At 28.8% G+C, this 22,124-nt stretch carries 18 protein-coding genes, 1 tRNA gene and 6 pseudogenes; 13 read left to right on the top strand and 12 right to left on the bottom strand.

All coding sequences use genetic code 11. The features are described from left to right. The first annotated feature begins 13 nt into the window (after positions 1-13). The gene (locus tag OTBS_RS16590; RefSeq protein ID WP_157866393.1) at positions 14-151 is read left to right on the top strand and encodes a hypothetical protein; all 138 of its coding nucleotides are present in this window, start codon (positions 14-16) and stop codon (positions 149-151) included. Positions 152-265: 114 nt separating this feature from the next. Here the strand turns inward: OTBS_RS16590 and OTBS_RS05975 are convergent. The 4 genes and pseudogenes from OTBS_RS05975 to OTBS_RS05960 all read right to left on the bottom strand — a co-directional run bounded on the left by OTBS_RS05975 (position 266) and on the right by OTBS_RS05960 (position 3,534). After that, positions 266-848: pseudogene (locus tag OTBS_RS05975) on the bottom strand (HD domain-containing protein). 134 nt (positions 849-982) lie between these two features. Beyond that, positions 983-2,254 (bottom strand): ATP-binding protein, encoded by a 1,272-nt coding sequence (locus OTBS_RS16585; RefSeq protein ID WP_232488950.1) that lies wholly within the window; start codon positions 2,252-2,254, stop codon positions 983-985. Positions 2,255-2,330: 76 nt separating this feature from the next. Further along, on the bottom strand, positions 2,331-2,585 hold the full coding sequence (locus OTBS_RS16580) for a hypothetical protein (RefSeq protein WP_011944844.1): 255 nt from the start codon (positions 2,583-2,585) through the stop codon (positions 2,331-2,333). Between the two features lie 358 nt (positions 2,586-2,943). Then, a complete protein-coding gene (locus tag OTBS_RS05960; protein ID WP_232488949.1) occupies positions 2,944-3,534 on the bottom strand; it encodes a hypothetical protein in 591 nt (196 codons plus the stop codon). Between the two features lie 601 nt (positions 3,535-4,135). Here OTBS_RS05960 and OTBS_RS05955 point away from each other — a divergent pair. Continuing rightward, positions 4,136-4,949 (top strand): annotated as a pseudogene (locus tag OTBS_RS05955) (DNA adenine methylase). Between the two features lie 3 nt (positions 4,950-4,952). Here OTBS_RS05955 and OTBS_RS05950 read toward each other — a convergent pair. The 6 genes and pseudogenes from OTBS_RS05950 to OTBS_RS17935 form a co-directional block, all read right to left on the bottom strand. Next, complete coding sequence (locus tag OTBS_RS05950) at positions 4,953-5,456, bottom strand: hypothetical protein (protein ID WP_011944266.1); 504 nt, start codon at positions 5,454-5,456, stop codon at positions 4,953-4,955. An 81-nt stretch (positions 5,457-5,537) separates the two neighbouring features. Further along, a pseudogene (locus OTBS_RS10405) lies at positions 5,538-5,753 on the bottom strand (bifunctional (p)ppGpp synthetase/guanosine-3',5'-bis(diphosphate) 3'-pyrophosphohydrolase); the annotation flags it as partial. Between the two features lie 227 nt (positions 5,754-5,980). Continuing rightward, positions 5,981-7,363 (bottom strand): annotated as a pseudogene (locus tag OTBS_RS05940) (replicative DNA helicase). 75 nt (positions 7,364-7,438) lie between these two features. Continuing rightward, positions 7,439-7,687 carry a DnaA N-terminal domain-containing protein gene (locus OTBS_RS17945; protein ID WP_232488979.1) on the bottom strand — a complete coding sequence of 83 codons (249 nt, stop codon included), beginning with the start codon at positions 7,685-7,687 and terminating at the stop codon, positions 7,439-7,441. A 14-nt stretch (positions 7,688-7,701) separates the two neighbouring features. After that, on the bottom strand, positions 7,702-8,103 hold the full coding sequence (locus OTBS_RS17940; protein ID WP_041621268.1) for a hypothetical protein: 402 nt from the start codon (positions 8,101-8,103) through the stop codon (positions 7,702-7,704). Between the two features lie 356 nt (positions 8,104-8,459). Then, positions 8,460-8,984, bottom strand: a complete 525-nt coding sequence (locus OTBS_RS17935) for a hypothetical protein (RefSeq protein ID WP_041621267.1) — start codon at positions 8,982-8,984, stop codon at positions 8,460-8,462. Between the two features lie 321 nt (positions 8,985-9,305). Here OTBS_RS17935 and OTBS_RS05920 point away from each other — a divergent pair, with 321 nt between their 5' ends. Continuing rightward, a complete protein-coding gene (locus OTBS_RS05920) occupies positions 9,306-10,055 on the top strand; it encodes a hypothetical protein (RefSeq protein WP_041621266.1) in 750 nt (249 codons plus the stop codon). A 159-nt stretch (positions 10,056-10,214) separates the two neighbouring features. After that, positions 10,215-12,263 carry a ComEC/Rec2 family competence protein gene (locus tag OTBS_RS05915; protein ID WP_011944840.1) on the top strand — a complete coding sequence of 683 codons (2,049 nt, stop codon included), beginning with the start codon at positions 10,215-10,217 and terminating at the stop codon, positions 12,261-12,263. 33 nt (positions 12,264-12,296) lie between these two features. Here the strand turns inward: OTBS_RS05915 and OTBS_RS05910 are convergent. Beyond that, positions 12,297-12,371 (bottom strand) — tRNA-Phe (locus OTBS_RS05910). Between the two features lie 798 nt (positions 12,372-13,169). On the opposite strand from OTBS_RS05910, the gene OTBS_RS05905 reads away from it, so the two are divergent. From OTBS_RS05905 to OTBS_RS14270, 4 genes and pseudogenes are all read left to right on the top strand, one after another. Further along, positions 13,170-14,513: a sensor histidine kinase gene (locus OTBS_RS05905; protein ID WP_232488948.1), complete on the top strand. Its 1,344-nt coding sequence runs from the start codon at positions 13,170-13,172 to the stop codon at positions 14,511-14,513. A gap of 140 nt (positions 14,514-14,653) precedes the next feature. Further along, positions 14,654-16,123, top strand: coding sequence for a sigma-54-dependent transcriptional regulator (locus OTBS_RS05900; RefSeq protein WP_011944838.1), 1,470 nt, complete (start codon positions 14,654-14,656; stop codon positions 16,121-16,123). 131 nt (positions 16,124-16,254) lie between these two features. Further along, the gene (locus OTBS_RS05895) at positions 16,255-17,991 is read left to right on the top strand and encodes a pentapeptide repeat-containing protein (RefSeq protein WP_232488947.1); all 1,737 of its coding nucleotides are present in this window, start codon (positions 16,255-16,257) and stop codon (positions 17,989-17,991) included. Positions 17,992-18,390: 399 nt separating this feature from the next. Beyond that, positions 18,391-18,486 (top strand): annotated as a pseudogene (locus tag OTBS_RS14270) (IS5/IS1182 family transposase); the annotation flags it as partial. A 129-nt stretch (positions 18,487-18,615) separates the two neighbouring features. On the opposite strand, the pseudogene OTBS_RS12425 reads toward OTBS_RS14270, so the two are convergent. Further along, positions 18,616-18,783, bottom strand: a pseudogene (locus OTBS_RS12425) (transposase); the annotation flags it as partial. A gap of 203 nt (positions 18,784-18,986) precedes the next feature. Between OTBS_RS12425 and OTBS_RS12420 the strand changes: the two are divergent. From OTBS_RS12420 to OTBS_RS05880, 5 genes are all read left to right on the top strand, one after another. After that, complete coding sequence (locus OTBS_RS12420) at positions 18,987-19,769, top strand: hypothetical protein (RefSeq protein ID WP_232488946.1); 783 nt, start codon at positions 18,987-18,989, stop codon at positions 19,767-19,769. 37 nt (positions 19,770-19,806) lie between these two features. Further along, the gene (locus tag OTBS_RS16570) at positions 19,807-20,199 is read left to right on the top strand and encodes a hypothetical protein (RefSeq protein ID WP_232488945.1); all 393 of its coding nucleotides are present in this window, start codon (positions 19,807-19,809) and stop codon (positions 20,197-20,199) included. Between the two features lie 96 nt (positions 20,200-20,295). Next, complete coding sequence (locus OTBS_RS16565) at positions 20,296-20,433, top strand: hypothetical protein (RefSeq protein ID WP_232488944.1); 138 nt, start codon at positions 20,296-20,298, stop codon at positions 20,431-20,433. A gap of 84 nt (positions 20,434-20,517) precedes the next feature. Continuing rightward, positions 20,518-20,718: a hypothetical protein gene (locus OTBS_RS05885; RefSeq protein ID WP_011944470.1), complete on the top strand. Its 201-nt coding sequence runs from the start codon at positions 20,518-20,520 to the stop codon at positions 20,716-20,718. Positions 20,719-20,848: 130 nt separating this feature from the next. Continuing rightward, positions 20,849-22,087: a tyrosine-type recombinase/integrase gene (locus OTBS_RS05880; protein ID WP_080571797.1), complete on the top strand. Its 1,239-nt coding sequence runs from the start codon at positions 20,849-20,851 to the stop codon at positions 22,085-22,087. The last annotated feature ends 37 nt before the right edge of the window (positions 22,088-22,124 follow it).

The raw sequence follows: 22,124 nt of genomic DNA, 5'->3' as shown, positions 1-22,124 counted from the left end.
TTGCTTTGAAGGAATGGGGCGACATCAAGAAGCAATGGAAAGTTATGACCTGGCTATTAAATATGATTCTGATAATGTGTATGCATACCAGCTAGCAACTGAACTTGCAAAAAAAATTAAAAAAAGCAATCTCAGCATCATAACTGATTAATTTTTAGAATCAAGGTACAGAGAATCAGATGTTCAAAATAAAAAAAATGCTACTTTTTTTTGAACCAGCTATTTTATTTAAAAATAAAATATTGTTGTTCTTTTGAATTAGCATTTATTCCAGATAAGTATTAAGTAAACAGTATCCACTTAATTTGTCAGCAATCTTTGGTAGATTAAGGTATTGAGCAAGAGGTATAAATTCTTGCTGAGTTTCAATGAGTATTTTTTTGTCTTTTTTCATAAGGTTTTATATGTATGGTTTGAATATTATGGAATCGATCGAAAAGCTTAATTAATAATAGTTCTATTTTATTTTGCCTATAAAATGTTTGAATCATTTCTCTAGAACTGATTTTTTTATTATCCTTAATCCTGGTGAGGTCTAAAACCTGTTCTGCAATATTATTACCAAATTCTTGACTTATTATTTCTTTGGTTAGTGTTGTGTCTTCGAGTGTATCATGTAGTATTGCTGTAATAATCGTATCAGTTTCAAAGCTGTAGTCTGCAACCATATAAGCTACTTCTAATTGATGTGTGTAGTATAGTTCTCCAGTATCTCGCTTTTGCTGACCATGATATTTTTGGGCATAAAATATAGCTTTTTCAACTTTATCAAGATCAATTTTAGTGTTAAATCTTACGTTGATTCTAAACAGCTTATTTAGTAAGCTCTCGCTATAAAAGTCTATCATTTTCCATCTCCAAATAATCTTTAATAAATTATACCATAATTTAAACTTTTTATATACTTCAATCTCAGACAAAATCTAGGAAAGAAGCAAAATAAATTGTGAATTTTTAAGTCATTAAAATGTGTTATTTTTGATTAAAAAAGTTGTACTGGAATATTGCAAGTAATGGTTGTAAACTTGTCTTTTTCACTCTCTATTTCCATTTCTCCATTAAGTTGATTAATAAGGTAATTTACAAACCATAATCCTGATTCAAGCATTAGCGGACAGTCTCTTACCAAGTCAAAATCAGCTAATTTAGCTTTTATATTCCCTAATTTTTCTTTTGAAATACCGCTTCCTTTATCGTGTATTCTAAATTGTAGTATGTTATCGCTTTTTATATAATTTTTTATAGTAAACAAATGAACTGTAATTATAACCTTGCAGCTGTGATTAAATCTAATCGTGCTGCCTATTAATTGACTTAATATAGCTTGTAAGTGATCACTATTTCCAATCACAATATCCTTCATTTTGTACTGAAAATTGTAATTGATTTTTATATCTTTCTCTTTTGCAATGTCTTCTAGTCTCCTGACGGCATCCTTTACTAGCTTTTGTATGCTAAATTTTTTTAAACATAAATTTTCATTCTCAATTTCGCTTCTAAGCGTGTAAACTACATCGTTACAGTACTCTTGGAGATTTGCTGATCGATTTAATATTGTTTTCAGCTTATCTTTATTTTCAGAATCATTTAACATGATCTCGCTTGCAAGCCTTACAATTTCACTCGTTGCAATATTAAATCTATATTTGATATTCTGTATCAGATTCACACAATATTCTTTCAATGATTCAGCTACCTCGACCTGATACTTAGCTTTTCTTAACTTTGTTATTATCTCTATATATTCATCGATATTCTCCCTTTCTCCATTTACCAACGTAATTAGCATTGAAGGGATTTGTACTATCCATTGGTTACTTATTTTTTTTTCATAACATTCGCCAAAAGAAGAGTTAAAACTAGTTATTTGAACTTCAAATGCAAAAGTTATGTAATTATTTTCCTCTTTTGCTCTTAGCCTTCCTTTTAGCTGATGTATAAGATGTTTAATAAATGCTAATCCTTCTCCTAGTTCTTGATATGTTACCAAATTCAAATTCTCTAGTTCGGAATTTATTCTTTCTAATTTTTCTTTAGAAGGGCTTAGTACTATATTTTGTACTGTAAATTGTAATATTTCTGAATACTGATTGATGTTAATAGTAATCTTGCTATGCTTACTACTATTTATAATAGCACTACCAATTAACTGACTTATTACTGCTTTTATTCTAAAACTATCTCCAATCAGAACCGTCTTTATGTCATTTTGAACATTTAGCTTTATATTCTCATTTTCAAAATGTTTCCTCATTCTGATAACGGTATTATTTATTAGCAATTCTATGTTAAATGTTTCAATCCTTACATTTGTTGATGCTATGTATTGTCTAAATAAAAAAAATCACTCTACTTAGAGAAGCTATTATATTTACTTTTTTTCTGTCGTAGTTATTTACTATTAGCCTAAAATATTGTATCCACTCTATGCAATTTATGCTTACTTCCTCAGATTCCTCTAGCTGGCAGTATAGTTTTTGCATTTCAGCATCTATCTGTTTTATTGTTGTGCTATTAATTCCCTCTGTAGATAATTTTTCAGTTAATTTATTGATTTTATTTTGACCTTCGTCTTCTATAGGCATAGAATTACCCTGCTGTTTTAAGTGTTAAAACTGTTATGCTAGAGATTAAAAAGATAAATTTAGTTGTTTATATGCTTTTAATCTCTATCGGAATATTATCTAAATCTTAAATCTCAGATAATATCAGGTATACAGTATCATTTCGATTTTTGTCAGTACATGACTTTTTGTCATATTTATGAAATTTTTTTTCATAATATTACACATTGATGCGAAATTATCGCATTGTTATTTACATCTAAAAAAAACAAAATATCTTTCAAAATGAGATATACAATTGATTCTGAGTTATAAAAAGACTTTGATAATTTAGTATATTAACTGAAAAAGTTCTGGACTTATCTTTTTTGCTCTTAATTTAAACATCAGGTTCAAACACATCTTTAAAACGACCTATAATATCCAAAATATAAAAATCAAGGGCTGTATTAACTAAGTCAAAATCTTTTTTCTCTATCGAATTAAGATCTTCTTTTATTTCAAGTTGTCCTGGAGCCAATAGTAGTTGTTTGATAGTTACTTTTCTTTGTTTCGAATTAATGCAATGATCATACTTAAGTGTGCGGTATAGTAGTTTTTGTTCAAGATAAATTATATTCTTAAAATGTTCTGGTGTAATAAATTCCTGAAAGGGTTTGATACCTTTATTTATTAGCATATTGCTAGAACATTTTTTGATTGGTATTTCAAGTGCTATGGAATGCATTCGTATAATTTTATACATACAAAAATCAAGAAAGTTTTGACCTTTCTTATTCCAAATAAAATCATTTTCATTTATTAATTTTAAAATATATTTTTGTTCCTTTCTGGTTAAGTTATAATTTGGATCAGTTAAATAACCAGTTAAACACTTTTTTTGCTGATTTGTTTTTAAATTAGATTTTATCTTTATAAGATGAGTTATTAGAAGTTGTATTAAATTTTTTTGTTCTGTATGACTGTGCAAGTCATTAAAAAAAGCAAACCATTTTTCCTGTGAAACTGAAAAAATTTGTGTTACTTTATTTTGTTTGTATAAGGTTAAACATTCGATAGAACAAGTGTTTTGCTGCGCTTAAGACTTGTATATGCATACTTTACCCTTTAAAATCCCGCATAATATTTAACAATTATATATTTATTATTAATCTTGAGTTATAAATTGAGATAGCCTAAAATAATTAGGCCATTAATAACCATAGCATTACTTTTGCTATTTGAAGTAGTGATTAAAGAGTAGCTAGAGATTCATTTATACCTTTAATAGCAGATTATGAAGTTTTAATGAAATAACCTCTAGCTAAATATTAGCTGATCTTAAATCTCAGATAACATCAGGTATACAGTATCATTTAGATTTTTATCAGTACATGACTTTTTGTAATATTTCTGAAAATTTTTTCATCTTTTTTAAAGTAGATGCGAAATTATCACATTGTATCTCTAGCTTCAAAAACATCATTCAAAAAAGATTTATAAAAAAAGCTCTGCAGCAGTTATTATTACTAGCTTTAAGGCTTATTTTCTACTATAATTCATAGTAGAGATTTAATTAATCAAAAATTCTTGTGTCAATAGCAATTTCTAATGAACCAAAGCCTTTTCTTCACTGGGTTGGAGGCAAAAGGAGAATTGTTAATAAATTAATAGAGCATCTTCCTTCAAGGGCCATACTATAATTACTATGAACCATTCCTTGGAGGTGGGGCTTTATTTTTTCAAGTTAGGCATCTGTTTAAACAATGTTTTTTGTCTGATATTAATCTCAACTTAATTACTAGTTATAACGCTGTAAAAAAGAATCCAAATGAGGTTAATAGATTACTAAATCTATATCACAAAAACCATTCTGAAAATTATTACTATAAAATAAGGGACAATTATTATAGTAATGATCCTAACGATATTACTGCAAAATTTATATATCTTAATAAATATTCCTTTAGGGGAATTTATAGGCTAAACAGAGACGGCACATCCGCTCAAACATTTTCTGATAAGTAATATCTTAAGCTTCATATTTGCTCTAGAATAAACAAATGTAGTAAACTTTTAACCGATGTATCAATTTGCGCAATGGATTTTTCATTTATAGGGCCTCAACAAAATGACTTTGTTTATTTCGATCCTCCTTACCACCAATCAGGAGAAAGGTTCTACACTAGAGTCCCATTTGATGAAAAAGAGCAAATCAGACTACGAGATTTTGTTTATGAACTCAACAATAAAGGTGTTAAAATTATGCTTTCAAATAATAACACTACCTTTATTAAAGCTTTATACAAAGACCTCTTCATCACTCATATTGGAGTTACATACTCAATTAATGAACAACGCAATCTCGTTAATGGGCTAATAATTACCAACTATAAAACTTATTAGTTATTAAATGTGAACCCGCCATCCAAAACGTATATGAATAGGAAGTGGTCTATAGTTAGCCATTGTGCTACATTCAATGTCTAAATATGTATCTCTTGATAAGTTTATTGTTGTACCAACTCCTACATCTATACCAGTACCACTATCACCATTGAAAACTGATACTAGGCCACCTGTAACAAAAATTGATGCTTTGTTACCTTCAATTATATTGTAATAATAATTTCCTTGAACAAAGTTATCTCTACAGTTGTGATGCCCAATAAATCCTAATCTTATATCCATTCTGTGCCGATCTAATCTATAACCAATTCCAGCTTCTAATGTATCGTAGTTAGTAGCAATACCAGTTGAAAATTTTATATAGAATTGTGAAGTATCAATACTAACTTTAGAAGTATTGAAGTTTACATTATTATTCGCTGTACATATTGATGGTGAAGATAATACAACGAATGCTAATATAACAGCATAACACGGTTGTAAAAGTGATTTTAAAATACTCATATCAGTATCTATCTAATTTAATATTTTTATAAAGTTAATGTTAATTATACTTTTTGTCAATTCTATTTCCTAGAATTAATCTATTGTATCTGTTTCAAAGCTGTGGTCTGATACCATGTGAGCTACTTTCAATGGATGTGTATAGTATAGTTCTCCAGTATCTCTCTTTTGCTGGCCATGATATTTTTTAGCGTAAAGTATTGCTCTTTCAACTTTATCAAGATCAATTTTGGTGTTAAATCTTACGTTGGTTCTGAGCAGCTTATTTATTAAGCTCTCACTATAAAAATCTATCATTTTCCATCTCTAAATGGTTATTAATAAATTATACCATAATTCAAACTTTTTGTATACTCCAATCCCAGATAAAAACTGGAAAAGAAGCAAATTAAATTATAAAATTTTTGATTCAGTTATCACGAACTAACCTTAAGTTGTATATCTCTGGTGTTAATGAGTAAAATTTTGCTGTAATTTTTTTTTTTGGACCAGCATTTTTTCATTTATGCATAATCTAGTGTTTATTAACCTTGCTGAGAGTTTTTAACAATATTGCCAAATTTAGAATACTGATTAGTATAGTGTAACTTCACTGTACCAACTGGCCCATTACGGTGTTTAGCAACAATTATTTCAGCAGTATTATGACATCTATCTTGTTTAGCAATCCATTCCGTATATTCTGGCGTTCCAGGAGCTGGCTCTGATCTAGATAAGTAATATTCGTCACGATATATAAGCATTACAATATCGGCATCCTGTTCAATGGAGCCTGATTCTCTTAGATCTGATAGCAACGGCTTTTTATCAGGCCTTTGTTCAACAGCTCTAGATAATTGTGATAATGCAATTATTGGAATATTAAGTTCTTTTGCAAGTGCTTTTAGGCTTTGAGTAATTTCAGAAATTTCATTTACTCTATTATATTGACTTCTATTTGAATCAATCTTAATTAACTGCAAATAATCAATAAATAATATTGCTAAATTATGAGTGCGTTTAAGTCTACGAGCTCGTGATCTAATTGCTGATATTGAGATTGCAGGAGCATCATCTATAAAAAAATTCCACTTTTGTATTTCATTTTGTACAGTCTTTAACTTATCAACATCTTGTTCACCTATTTTACCGTTAAATAATGCAGAGCTATTAATTTCAGATTCTATAGAAAGAATTCGAGTAGAGATTTGCTGAGATGACATTTCTAAAGAAAAGAAGCCAACTGATGGTACATTATCTTTAGTATTTTTTTGAGTAAGAAAATATTTACAAGCATTTATTGCTAAGTTAACTCCTAAAGCAGTTTTACCCATTGAGGGCCTGCCAGCTAATATTATTAGGTCAGAATTTTTAAATCCTCCAAGCTTTGAATCAAGGTCAGGTAGTCCACTACTAATACCGTTAATAGAGTTTTTATTTTTAATAGCAGATGAAATTGATGTCCATGATTCTTCAATTGAAGTTTATAATTTTATAAATCCTTGACTTAAAGTTCCTCTTGAAGCTAGATCATATAATTGAGATTCAGCAGTTTCGATCTTACTGATAGCTGTATCTGCTAAAGTAGAAGAATATGCATTCGTTGCTATTTTTTCTGCAATTTCAATTAAATAACGCCGCAGTGCGAGATCATATACTATTTTGCCGTATTCATTAACATTAACTATACTTAATGCTAAAGTTGTAAGTTTAGCTAGATAATCTACTCCACCTATTTCCTCAAATGCGAGTTCATTGCCTAGCATATTTTTGAGCGAAATTACAGTAGCACTAATTCCTTTACTAATAATGAGATTAATTGACTTATATATTTTACCATGTAATGGTTCATAAAAATGTTCCGGCAGTAAAAATTCGTTAATGTTATATAGCGCACGATTGTTAATCAGAATTGCCCCAAGTATCATTTGCTCTGCTTAAATATTATTTGGAGCAATCTTTGCAAGATCTTTTTCCATATCACTCTTTAAATTTTATTAAAATTATTCGAACTTAACTAACTCAAAAGAAAACCCTTGAGCTTTAAAAGCGTACTCAAAATCTTTCAGATAATTTCCTCTGATGTAACTATCTTCAAATTCTGTTTTTGCTTTAATGAATATTTTTTTATTAACATTATCTTCATTTACAACTTTTAATTTACTAAACCATATTTTATCAATAACTTGCTCATATTTGTAATGTTGAAGTATGTATTTTCGTACTTTGTACCAAGTTGAGTTGGAGTCCAATTGTTTACTCAGATTCAAGAGATACTCTTCTTCATTGATTTGTTTCTGTGAAACAGTTTTGAGTTGCTCAAATGGTGTAACTTGTAATTCTTGTCGTATCCATATACATCTTGTACAGCTTGTAATATCTTTGATCTATCACATTCTGTTAGTGTAATATTTTTAAGCAACTTAACAAAAAACTTAGTTCGAACTGCTGGCCCAAAACTACAAGAAGTCAAAATTTGATAAGCCATAGCTGCTTCAAAAGAACCAGCAATTTTATGCTTCAACTGGCTTTCCTTACTAAGATTTGTCCTTGTTTCAATTTGCGCAAGATATTTTTCCTTATTAAATTTTTCTACGTTATCAAGTCCACAGTTGTCACTATTTGCCTGATCAGTAGTTCGTAATTCATTTGCTAACGCTTTTGCCATATAGTTTAGAACTGATGCCTTACCGCCAAAATGATAATTCGAATATTGATCTGCTAGCTTTAATAGTAATTTGTTGATAAAGTATATGTTAAAACCTCTATCAGACTTATGTTGCAGTGTAACTACATCTTCTGGTGTTAGTTGGGTAAAAGTCTTCTAGCCTGTACCTTTTGAACCATTCTTTTTTACCATTCGAAGACTTGAGAATCTTTGTTATTAGTGATTCAATGTCTTTATTGCGATTTTTAGTTGAAGTCCGTATATCATTTTCAAAATCATCAACATTTTGAAAATTTTGTTCTTCATTTTCATTTTTGTTATTCTCTACTAACTCACCTTCAGTAGATCTAGATATTTTAGATTTTTTTTATATATCTATATATGTCCCTGAAAAAAGTTTCAGGTTGACCTGAAATTTCTTTCATGTTGGGACGAAATTTTTTTTCTGGTAAGGCTATATTTTCTTCTTTTCCTTTTTCACTATAGTGCTGAAAATTTTTCAGAATTTTTATGCAAGGAACATTACGTAACTTAACATTGTCTTTAATTATTGTCCTATTTTCAACTTCAATAAAACCTGCATCTCTTAATTCTACTAAGCATTGCCTAACTCTTCTTTGACCAACATTCAGCTTATCTTCATAAAGTTGATAACTTTCCTGTAATTCATCTATATCTTTGTTGTAATAGATATGTAGTCTAAATACTATGAATGATAAAAGCTGTTTAGATGTTTTACTTAATGCTTTTCCATTATCTCCACTTAGCTTTCTCCATTCTGGTGGAATGATATTTCCAATAAAGTTATAAAATATTGTGTCATTATTGTTACTATTATTTTTAATAATATTACAACTATTACTACAGGGCGCATTTTTCATCTCCAAAAATACAGCTATAGTAGGTGTTTTAGAAAATAATTTTTTTATAAAATTACAGTCAAATTTTTGTTCAAAAGGTTGAAAATAGGTTGAAAAAAATTTTTATGCCAAACATATATAAATCTTCATACTTATACTATCTGCCTTAGAAGACCAATTTTGCTTATAGGTAATGTTCATATATAAGCATAAAAGCATTCAAATTAAGAGATAATATTCAGAAATTAAAGTCAGAATGTTACCATAAATTAATTAATAATTATAAATTTATAACATAAAATTACTTCTATAAATTTTTAATTAATTAACGGAGTGATTGCAATGAGAGATGTTTATAGTTTTATTACAAAAGCAGTTCAACAAGTTACATCCAACACTACTAGTTGGGTGAAAGATTGCGTACTTATTCCAGGTGACAGTATCAGCGAAGTATTAATTTCTGGCGCTGATGCTGCTGGTAAGATGGCTTTCAAATGTTACAGCATATGTGGATCTATGTTTATTCATTATCTCAATAAAATTCATAATAGTTATATCAATAGAATTGATGGTCCTTATATTCCTATGACAGTTTTACATAACCTTGTTTCTAATAAAGATGCAATCATCAAAGATGACCAAAACTTGAAGTTAATTTTTCCTGCTAATTTTACGTCAGGGATAAATGATAACAACATAGTTGTTGCTAAAGTATATGCTAGTAATAATTATGATATAAATGCTACTCTAACAGAGTGGAGCAGAGGAGCATGTGTAGTAGCACCAAACTGTAGTATAAAGTTATTAGTAGCTAGTTATAATGAAATGAATGCTAATAATGATAAAAACAATTTGTCAACAGTGCTATTATGGATATCTAGTGGATGTGTAGTAGGTCTATTAGCTGGTTACGCTGCTACTTTAGCATACAAAAAATATAGAGAAAATGCAGATATAACTATTAATATTGATAGCATTGAAGAAACGAAAAAGTACGAAAACAGGCCACTACCAATGGAACCAGTAATAGAACCAGTAATGGAATCTCAATATGAAGTATGTGGAGCAGTGAAAGATAGTAGTATATCTTAAGTTTTTTATCTATTTATGTTAGTATCAAAGTAGTATTATAGCATAAATATTAAGATAGAAACATAGAAGAAATGAAAGAAGTATAATTTCTGTGTTTCTATAATATTTTATCTAGTCAGATCAAATTTTGATTTTACAACACAACCTAATAACAAATTAATGATTATATCTTCAGTTAATAAATTAATAGCAGAAGAGTATCATAATATTGGTTTATGGTTTATTGTTAGTTTTATATTTGGCATAGCGCTATATTTTGCTTTGCCTTTTGAACTCCAGATTTGGCAAATTTTGCTTGTATTACCAATCTTCATAGTTATTTTCATAGTTATAAGAAATAGCTTTTTAAGCCGAACATTACTGTTAATTCTGTTTTGTTGCTATTTAGGTATCATAGTTGGTAAAATAAGATATTTAACCGCAAACACATACCATATTGATACGATTATAAAATCTAAAATTTATGGAACAATAAAAAAAATTCATCCTACTTCTAGAGGAGTGATACTAGTTATTGATAACTGCTATGTTGAAACACTTGATAATTATAATACATTAGCAAGTATAAAAATATCAGCTTTTAGAAAACAAGTGCATAATATTACGGTTGGAGATCAAGTTACTTTAAATGTAACTTTATATCCTCCAACAAGTAATACACTAATGATTAATGAATTACCATTCAATATACTTGCATATTTTAACAATATCAGCGCAATAGGTTATGCAACATCATCAGTGAAATTAGTTCAAAGTAATAATCAAAACAATGGATTACTAAGCCATAAATTAATTGCTACTATTGAGTATATTAGAATTAAAATACATGATAGAGTTATAGATGCTTTAGATAGTTATTTAGGTGGTTTTATTAATGCGATTTTATTAGGAGAAAATCATGCACTTAATAAAGATATTATTATCAGTATGAGGCAAGCTGGAGTATCACACATATTGTGCATATCAGGATTACATCTTTCTATGGTTGCAATTGCATTGTTTATTGGATGCAGATTTATCTTAAATTTATCAACCACTGTTGCTTTTAATTGTGATGTAAGAACTATAGCAATAATAATGTCTTTAATAGGTAGTTTTTGCTATCTAGTATTAGCTGATGGGCATATTGCTACAATTAGAGCTTTTATAATGACTTCAACTACTATGGTAGTTGTGCTAATAAAGCGTGGAGTAGTTCCATTACGATCAGTTGGCTTAGCTGCTATTATAATTCTGTTATTTAATCCAGAATATATTATGCATCCGAGTTTTCAGCTATCGTTTATAGCTGTGATATCATTGATTAGTTGCTATGAGCTCCAAAGTGTTATACAGCTATATAAATTCAATGTAGATCAAAAAGATATATTATCTAAAATACAGCTATTTTTTGAGTCAAATATATATTCAAGTGCTTTTGCTAGCATAGCAACTGCTCCAATTGTAATATATCATTTTTACAGTTTCCCTAACTACTCAGTATTAGCAAATCTATTGATAGTGCCATTAACAGCATTTTGGGTTATGCCATTAACTCTGGTATCTTTATTACTAATGCCTTTTAACATAGAAAACTATTCCTTGTTATTAGCAGGGCAAGGAGTTGATGTTATAATTAAAATAGCTAAGATAATCTCAACGCTTCCGTATGCAGTAACTTACTTTGGGCATATTGATGATGTTAGCTTATTACTCTATTTGTTTGGATTCTTATGGGTAGTTATTTGGCATAAATGCTGGAGGATGATTGGAGTAGTAATAATTATTATAGCTATTATAAGAGCAGCATTAGTTTCTAAACCAGATCTTGTTTTCAATGGTGAACTTACAGCTCTTGGTATTAAGAATGCCAATAGTAAATTCGAGATACATGCTTCTTCTAACATACCAGATTTTTTTTTAAATTATTGGAGTAATTGGTATGGGCAGGATGAAATTCTATTTCGTGATAGTGCAATAGAAACATTGAACCATAGAATTATTACTAACTCAGGTAAAATAGTATCTATTAGATTTAAAAATACTGAATGCGTACCAGCTGATTTGATAATTAGTGTAATACCAAATGATAAATGCAAATACACTACAGCAAAGATAATTGATGCCGCTATATTGAATAAGTCCAATATAGTAGAAGTATATTGTTATAAACAAGAATGTGAATATAAGACTAAATTGAAGAGTAATAGATTCAAGCTAAGTCAATAAATTCAAAAGTACTCAAGATAGCATGAGTAAATATGGTGGCTTGAGCCGGGATTGAACCGGCGACGCAAGGATTTTCAGTCCTACGCTCTACCACTGAGCTACCAAGCCAAAAATACATTAAATCTTTTTAAAGAAAATAAATAAAAGCTAATATAACAAATATATATAATCCACTCATAACTATTTGTCTATAATAATTCAGCTTTTTGATGGTTGTTTTAATTTTAGTTCGATATAAGTAATGTATCAAAATATAGGGAGAGTAAGTGGTGCAAAATATTGAGATGTATGTATAGTGTTAAACATTATTTTGCAATTCTTTCTTTTCAAAACTTTCTATTCACTAGAAAATATCTGCTAGATAGATCATCACAGTTATGTTTGTTTCTTTTTATAGCTCTAGCAGGTTTTAATATTACTTATCTTGTTTTCTATTTTATAGTGTTTAAGCGGTTGTTGCAATACCTCTTTCTACTAATTAATCTATTCTTATATCGAACTTGTGTTCTTTCGATACCTTATTGATAACAGCAGTTAAGTAATAAAAACAACAGTACACATTTAGCTTCAGCTATAAATAAAAAAAATTTAATATATCATTAAAAATATTGCTTAATATTAATAGTTGATAAAAATATTAATAACTTTAAATTAGTTAAAAATATGGCTACTAACAATAAAATATCAAATTCATTCAAAAAAACAGTAGTCTTATATTGCATTTATAGCCTAATTCTACTGCTTAATTCAGTATACTTCTTTATTGTTTTTTTTACTAAGGATTATATTACCTATAACTCTAAATTTATCAGTTATTCTTTATTATTAGATTTCACATCTTTATTAATTATCATAATATTACTAGCTAAAGTAGTATGGAAATACTTAAGATATAATGTTAAAACAGTGACTGAAAGGTTACAACAAAAAGTTGCAGTGACTTTTAGTATAACTGCTGTAATACCAATAATTGCGCTTGCAGTATTGTTTATATTTTTTTTTAACTTTGCTATTCAAAATTACTTTGACCAATATATTAACAAAATTTTTTGCTATTCATCAACAATTAGCAGGCTTTATTTAAAGAGCAACTCTAACGAACCAAATACGATGTTGAATATAGCAAATGAGCTAACTAGCAAGAAAATAGCAAAATTATACACTAACACTAACAAGCTTTGGCACTTTTTAAAACATAAAGAAATTATAGATTATCTAACTAAAAATTTTGATTCTAATCAAGAATATATTAAGCTAAAATATCAACTAATTTTACTACAGGTAAAATGTTTAATTGCTTTTCTCTGTATTGCTTTATTAATGCTGCTAATAGCAATTCATATGAGCTTGATTTTAGCAAATAGAATTTTTCTACCGGTTACAGAATTATTAGTTACTGCGACTAAATCTATTAAACTAGCAAAGCTAAATATTCAATTAAAGCACACAAATATTGAGAATGAATTAGATTTTCTAACTTCTGTATTTAACCAAATGATAAAGCAATTAGAATATCAAAACAAAGATTTAACAATAACGCAGAAAACATTAGTTTGGTCTGATATAGCAAGAAAAGTAGCTCATGAAATTAATAATCCACTTACTCCTATACAGCTATCTGCTAGTATGCTAGCAGATAAATTTGGTAAAGAAGTAAGTGATCCTATTATGTTTACAAAGTATCTAAACACTATCTCAAGGCATGCTAAAGATATTAAAACAATTATTAAAGAATTTGCTGATTTTGCTAAAATACCAGTTCCTAAGTTTACTAACTGCGATCTAGTTGCAGTGATTAAAGGGTTAGTTGAATCAAGGCAAATAATAAATGAGAAAATACAGTATAAGTTTATTAGTACACTCAGCAAACTAGATTTTGTAGCAGATGTTACTCAAATTCATCAAATTATTGCGAACTTATTAAACAATGCTGAAGAATCTTTGGAATCTAAGTTTCATTCCACTAAAATAATTAAAATATTCTTACAACAACCTGTCTTTGAAATTGTAACTATTGAGGTTCAAGATACTGGCAATGGATTCTCTCTAGATTTAATTAACTATATTACTGAGCCATATGTTACAACACGCTTACGAGGTAGTGGCTTAGGACTTTCCATTGTAAAAAAAATTGTTGAGGATCACTTTGGTACATTACAAATTCGAAATTTACCAAATGGAGGAGCAGCAGTTCAAATTATATTTGACAATTTAAAATTGCAAACCTGTCTTAATCGGTGCTATGAGTAGCATAGCACTAATTTTTATCAATTTTATAGTTAAAATAATTATTTCTTATTGATTTATCTAGAATAGAGTACTAATTTAAGATTATAAGCAAATTTTAGTTAACCACTTAAATCATTAGTACAATTCTCAGGAGATAAATTATGGGCCATGTTTTAATAATAGATGATGAACACGATGTTAGAGCACTGCTATCAGATATTGTTAAAAGTAAAGGATTTACACCAACCACTGCTGAAAATAGCTCTGAAGCACTAAGTATTCTAGATGTAAAACTACCTAAAATAGTAATTCTGGATGTATGGTTGCATGGCAGTGATTTAGATGGATTAGGAATATTAGAAATTATAAGAAAAAAACATCCTTTAGTTCCTGTTATAATTATCAGTGGTCATGCTACAATTGAAACAGCAGTTACTGCTATCAAAATGGGAGCATATGATTATGTAGAGAAGCCATTTACAGCTGACAAAATAGTTACAGTATTAAAGCGAGCATGTGAAACAGCAAGGTTAAAAAAAGAAAACATTGATCTTAAAACCAAAGTAATTGATAGATCAGAGATTATAGGGCAGTCACCTGCAATCAACAAACTTAAAGCAGAAATAGAGAAAATTTCGCCAACTTCTGGCAGAGTAATGATTACTGGTAATATTGGGTGTGGAAAGGAGCTAGTAGCACAACTCATTCATCGGCGTTCAAAATATGCATTAGGACCATTTGTTACTTTTTGTCCAACAGCTCTTACTGAAGAACAAGCAAAATACGAATTATTTGGTGAGAGAAATATTAATAACAACTCAGATTTTACTTATAAGGTTTGCGCGCTTGAAGCTGCCAATAATGGTACACTTTATATTGATGAAATTGCTGATTTACCTCTAAGCCTTCAATCTCGATTACTGAAATTTTTACAAGATAATAATTTCGAAAAAAATGGTTCTAGTACATCAGTTAAACTTAATATTAGATTAATTAGCGCTACTGCTAAAAATATTCAAGAAGAAGTAACACTAGGAAGATTTAGACAGGATTTATATTACAGGCTAAATGTGATTCCAATTCATGTTCCATCACTTGCTAAGCGTAAGGAAGATATTCCTCTGCTTGTGCAACATTTTGTTCAGCAGCTAGCAAAGTCATCTGGATTGAAGGCCAGAAAGTTTTCAAATGAAGCAATTGCAGCTTTGCAAGCTTATGATTGGCTAGGAAATATAAGACAATTGAGAAATGCAATAGAATGGACCTTAATCATGAATCCACTAACATCAAATAGCAACCATGAAATTGAGGTAGATATGCTTCCACATGATATTATCAATAATAAGGCAGTAAGTATTATAAAATCTAAGGCTAAGGTTAATATGATGTCTATGCCTTTAAGAAAAGCTCGAGAAGTATTTGAGCGTGAATATCTTGTTGCTCAAATGAATAGATTTAATAATAATATTTCTAAAACTTCTGCTTTTGTTGGAATGGAAAGGTCAGCATTACATCGAAAGCTTAAATTGCTGAACATTAATTGTAGTAATAAAGATGCACATAATAATGATTATCCGAGTGATGATAATTTACTTGCAACAGGACAGCAAAATAAAGAGTGTCTAGCTTAACTGGTAATAATATATTCCTTTAATGATATATTTTAATGATAGACAGATGATTGTTCTTTAGGTATTTTAAAACACTTAATATTAAAAAACGTAAATACATACCGAGAATGGTTTTAAAACTGACTAATATAATGATGGTTCTGCTGCTACTAACAGCACACAGAGCTCGTGTTGGCATTATGCCCAAAAACAAATTACTTACTCCAAAACAAAATGAAGAAATTAGAAAGTATATTGATACTCAAAACGCTAAAAAGGCTCCAATAGAGCTAAAGAAAAAGTTTGGTACAAATTTACGTGGTTTAAGGTTGATATCATTAGACCTAAGTCATACTGATTTTTCAAACGTAGATATTAGCAATGCTCAATTCATAAGAGTAAATTTATCTTACTGCGATCTTACTAATGCAACAGCTAATGGCTCTGTAATACAGGAATGTAAACTGGAACAATCTATGATGTCTCAGTTTCAAGCTATTAATGCTGATTTTGGAGCATCTAAATTTATTAAATCAGAGATTCACAATTCTGATTTTTCTAGGTCAAACTTAGAAGACAGTCGTTTTGATGCATGTAATATACAAAATACTAAATTTGTAAATGTTATAGCTAAATCCATTCATTTTTTAAACAGTACTATTGTTAATTCAAACTTTCAAAGTGCTAGTATTAGCCTTGGAAAGTTTCATCGTAGTAAACTAATAAACAATAATTTTTTAGGAGCAGATTTAACGCATTCACATTTTTCTTTTACTAAAGTTATTGCGAACTACCTTGAATCCAGCGATTTTAATTATAGCACGATTGATAATTCTACTTTTTTTTCTTCAATTTTATCACATGCTGTTATTGATAATACTAAAATTAACAATTCGAGGTTTAGCCAATCATCTTTAACTAATGTACCGATATTGTTATCTGTCATAACAAATACAACTTTTGATCACTCCGATCTACAACAAGCATATTTTTCAACAACTACATTAGATAAGGTGGTTTTTATTAAAAATCAATTAAATAAAGTAACATTTAGTAAGAGCAACATAAATAATACAGTAATTCATGAATGCCAAGCTAACTCTGCTATTATTACACAAGGAGCAATTTCTAATACTACTATAAATCAATCGCAGCTAAATAATATAGCTATTAAGCATAGCGAATCTAGTAAGTTAGTAATTAAAGATTCCTATATGGATGATAGTGAACTTATTAATGTAACTTTTAAAGAGTCAAACTTTAATAATATTGTTTTAATTAGAACAAGATTTAGAGACAACAAATTTTATCATAGCTATTTAAATTTACTAAATTTGCAACAAGCAGCTTTTATTAATAATTTTTTTGACTCAAGCTCATTGAAAAATTCAGTTATGATTGGTGGAATAATGAACAATGTTACTCATAAAAATTGTGATTTTAATAAGCTCCAATTAACAAATTGTATTATTCTAAATTCTGATAAAATTGAGAATGCAATAACTGCTAACATTGCTTATAGTTTAAACCAAGCATTTAGCTACCAAGATCTATCTTCAATGAATTTTAGCGAGTTAAAAATATCAGGATATAATTTATCTAATATAAATTTACAAAATAGTATTTTCAGAAGAACTAGCATATCTAATACAAGCATTACTGATTCAGACTTTAGCAACTGTAATTTTCATGAAGCAAAAATTAATCAATCAGATTTTAAAAACTCTAATTTTACCAATACTAAATTTACATTAGCTAAGATATCAAATTCTAATTTTGATAATGCCAACTTAAATAATACTGACCTAAATTTAAGTAATATAAAAGATAGCACATTTAATAATACTAATTCAGCGTATAGTACAAATTCTATAGCTAAAGCACTGTAAAACAGTTATGTTATATACTTTTTGAATCGAAAATGGTGTCTACGTCATAGTAATATTTGATTCTTCTTAATTTAGCTTAAAATTATTTTTTCAATAGGTTTAAATCTGGAGAATAAGGTAGCAAAAAAATAACTTTATAACCAATACTATTAATTTTTATCTCTTCTTTTTATGCTCAAACCTCATTGTAAATGACTATATATCTCTTTTCTATGATGGTTTTTAAATGATGACGTTTATGAAAACTTGCATTGTCTATCATAACTACAGAATTATGAGGTGATTTCTGAATTAAATCCTGTTCTATCAAACAGTTAAAAATAGCAGTATTAACATTGCAATCAAAAATTGATACCGTTAGAATAGACATTAGATCTCTTTCAAAACTGGTTAACGTAGTTCAAAATTATTGCTGATAAATATCGAAATAGACGTAAAAGATTCGGTCTTAGATTTAATTTGATCTCTGGTATTTATAATTTTGAACTACGTTAACCAGTTTCGAAGGGGATCTATTATAATAATTCTTCTTGTTTTTTTATGGCTATAGCAGTTTTTAATATTACTGCTTTGTTCTCATCTTTTTTATATTTTTTAGCATTCAACTATTGTTGAAATATTCACTTATTTGGAGATAAGATTGGAATTAAGTTTGGAGATAGAATAACTAGCAAGAGAAGCAATTATACGAACAAAGAAATTAATAGGAGAGCGATGTCTAGTATGCTCTAAATGCATATGTTTTTTCAGTATATTAAAGACAGATTCAATTAAGGAACGTTTTTTAATAACTGCTTATCTTCTATGTAATAACATGATCTATAGGAAAAATTGGTCTTCTAAGGCAGATAGTATCAGTATGAAGATTTATATATGTTTGGCATAATGATTTTTTTCAACCTATTTTCAACCTTTTGAACAAAAATTTGACTGTAATTTTATAAAAAAATTATTTTCTAAAACACCTACTATAGCTGTATTTTTGGAGATGAAAAATGCGCCCTGTAGTATTCGATTTTTTAACTAATAGTTGTAATATTATTAAAAATAATAGTAACAATAATGACACAATATTTTATAACTTTATTGGAAATATCATTCCACCAGAATGGAGAAAGCTAAGTGGAGATAATGGAAAAGCATTAAGTAAAACATCTAAACAGCTTTTATCATTCATAGTATTTAGACTACATATCTATTACAACAAAGATATAGATGAATTACAGGAAAGTTATCAGCTTTATGAAGATAAGCTGAATGTTGGTCAAAGAAGAGTTAGGCAATGCTTAGTAGAATTAAGAGATGCAGGTTTTATTGAAGTTGAAAATAGGGCAATAATTAAAGACAATGTTAAGTTACGTAATGTCCCTTGCATAAAAATTCTGAAAAATTTTCAGCACTATAGTGAAAAAGGAAAAGAAGAAAATATAGCCTTACCAGAAAAAAAATTTCGTCCCAACATGAAAGAAATTTCAGGTCAACCTGAAACTTTTTTCAGGGACATATATAGATATATAAAAAAATCTAAAATATCTAGATCTACTAAAGGTGAGTTAGTAGAGAATAACAAAAATGAAAATGAAGAACAAAATTTTCAAAATGTTGATGATTTTGCAAATGATATACGGACTTCAACTAAAAATCGCAATAAAGACATTGAATCACTAATAACAAAGATTCTCAAGTCTTCGAATGGTAAAAAAGAATGGTTCAAAAGGTACAGGCTAGAAGACTTTTACCCAACTAACACCAGAAGATGTAGTTACACTGCAACATAAGTCTGATAGAGGTTTTAACATATACTTTATCAACAAATTGCTATTAAAGCTAGCAGGTCGATCTCCGGATTATCATTTTGGCTGTAAGGCATCAGTTCTAAACTATATAGCACAAGCGTTAGCAAATGAATTACGAACTACTGATCAGGCAAATAGTGGCAACTGTAAATTTGATAACGTAGAAAAATTTAATAAGGAAAAATATCTTGCTCAAATTGAAACAAGCGCAAATCTTAGTAAGGAAAGTCAGTTGAAGCATAAAATTGCTGGTTCTTTTGAAGCAGCTATGGCTTATCAAATTTTGACTTCTTGTAGTTTTGGGCCAGCGGTTCGAACTAGGTTTTTTGTTAAGTTGCTTAAAAATATCACACTAACAGAATGTGATGAATCAAAGATATTACAAGCTGTACAAGATGTATATGGATACTAAATTCAAGAATTGCAAGTTACACCATTTGAGCAACTCAAAACTGTTTCACAGAAACAAATCAATGAAGAAGAGTATCTCTTGAATCTGAGTAAACAATTGGACTCCAACTCAACTTGGTACAAAGTACGAGAATCTTTGATTAAAAGTTATGGTCAAGCTATCGATAAATCATGGTTTAGTAAATTAAAAGTTGTAAATGAAGATAATGTTATTAATAAGATGTTCTATAGGTAAAAATGCAAAGGTAGATCAAATATAAGGGAGAAGAAAAGTTAATTTTTATTAACTTCTATACTTTATAGAACCTACTATTAACTTGTGTTAACTTTTATTAATATTTTTAATCAAGCTTCAACTTTAACTATAAATATATTTCCAATATTTGTCAATATAACAAAAAAATTAAAGCAAAAGGTTGACAAAAGGTTGACAGAAAATTTAGGAAATTGGGGGCCAGTTTTCAATCTAGAGGTTAATCTAATGATCGAAAAATATATACAATCTAGGATTGATAAGTGATTTTTAAGTTATATGTATTATGAACAAATTAGTATAAAAATTTGCTATCAAATAAAAAGTATAATATAGATCATCTGTTTAATTAAACGTAATACTTTAATAATAAATATTAATATTATGTGGGGTGATTATGACTTCAATATCATCAAAGTTTATAAATCGAGCACTACGTAAAATTAAAATTCCTAAGGGAGAAAAATTATTAATTATCCACGATCCAGATATAATAGGACTTAAACTGAAAATCTCATGTACAGTCTGTGGAGGAATAGTAAGAAAAACATGGATTTTAGAACAAAAATATAAAAACCAGAGTTTAAAAATAAGGATAGTGGAATTTCCATATTTATCTATTAAAGAAGCTAGAAAAATAGCAAGAGAATTAAAGACATTAATGGCGAACGGAATAGATCCAAGAGCAGTAAAACATCAACAACAGATAGAAGAAAATGAGAATCGTATAAAAGAAAGAGAAAGAAAAGCTAACGATATTACATTCAAAGAGCTGTGTTATAAGTATATTGAAGAGTATGCCAAAATATATACTATAAACTGGAAAGAGAATGCTGACAGAGTACATACTTATGCACAAGCATTATATGAAAAAAAGATAAGCAAGATTCGAATGAGTGATATTGAACCAATATTCAATGATATCAGCAAAGAGGGAAAATATGCCACAGCAAATGCATTGCTAGCAACCTTACGCACTATATTTAATAAGGCAATAAAATGGGGATTAATAGAAAACAATCCTACTCTAGGGATAGAGCAGCATAAACTGCAAGCAAGAGAGAGACGTCTAAGTTACGATGAAATGGGTAGATTTTTACAAGTATTATGCGGAGAAGCAAGTCCATTGATAAGAGATTTTGCATTACTAGCGTTATATACTGGAGCTAGAAAAAGTAATGTGTTAGAGATGGAATGGGACAATATAGATTTTGAAAGAAAAATATGGCATATACCAAAAACTAAGAACGGAAAGGCGCAAAATATACCATTAACAGATGAGGCAATGGAAATATTGCAAGCAAGGAAATTAATATCTACAAGTAAATGGGTACTACCAAGTTCTACTAGCGAAAGCGGACACTTATCGCATCCAAATACCGCATGGAAGATAATTTGTGAAAAGGCAAGCATAAAAAATTTCAGAATACACGATCTAAGAAGGACGTTTGCAAGTTGTATGGGGGATGCAGGCGAAAGTCAGAGGACAATTAGTATAGCATTGAATCATATTAATCCAAACTCAACAATACCTTATACTATAGCTTGTATGGAGTTAGTACGAGAGTATATGTCTAAGGCTATACAAATAATTAGTGAATGTGCTAGAAGTTATAATATTTATAATACTATCTGACTGATATAAACGTTGTGGTAAGAATAGTGCGATTTCA

The sequence above is a fragment of the Orientia tsutsugamushi str. Boryong genome (genome assembly GCF_000063545.1).
Lineage (GTDB): Bacteria > Pseudomonadota > Alphaproteobacteria > Rickettsiales > Rickettsiaceae > Orientia > Orientia tsutsugamushi_C.
Note: the sequence above shows the minus strand (reverse complement) of the source record. Positions and strands in the feature narration are given on the sequence as shown.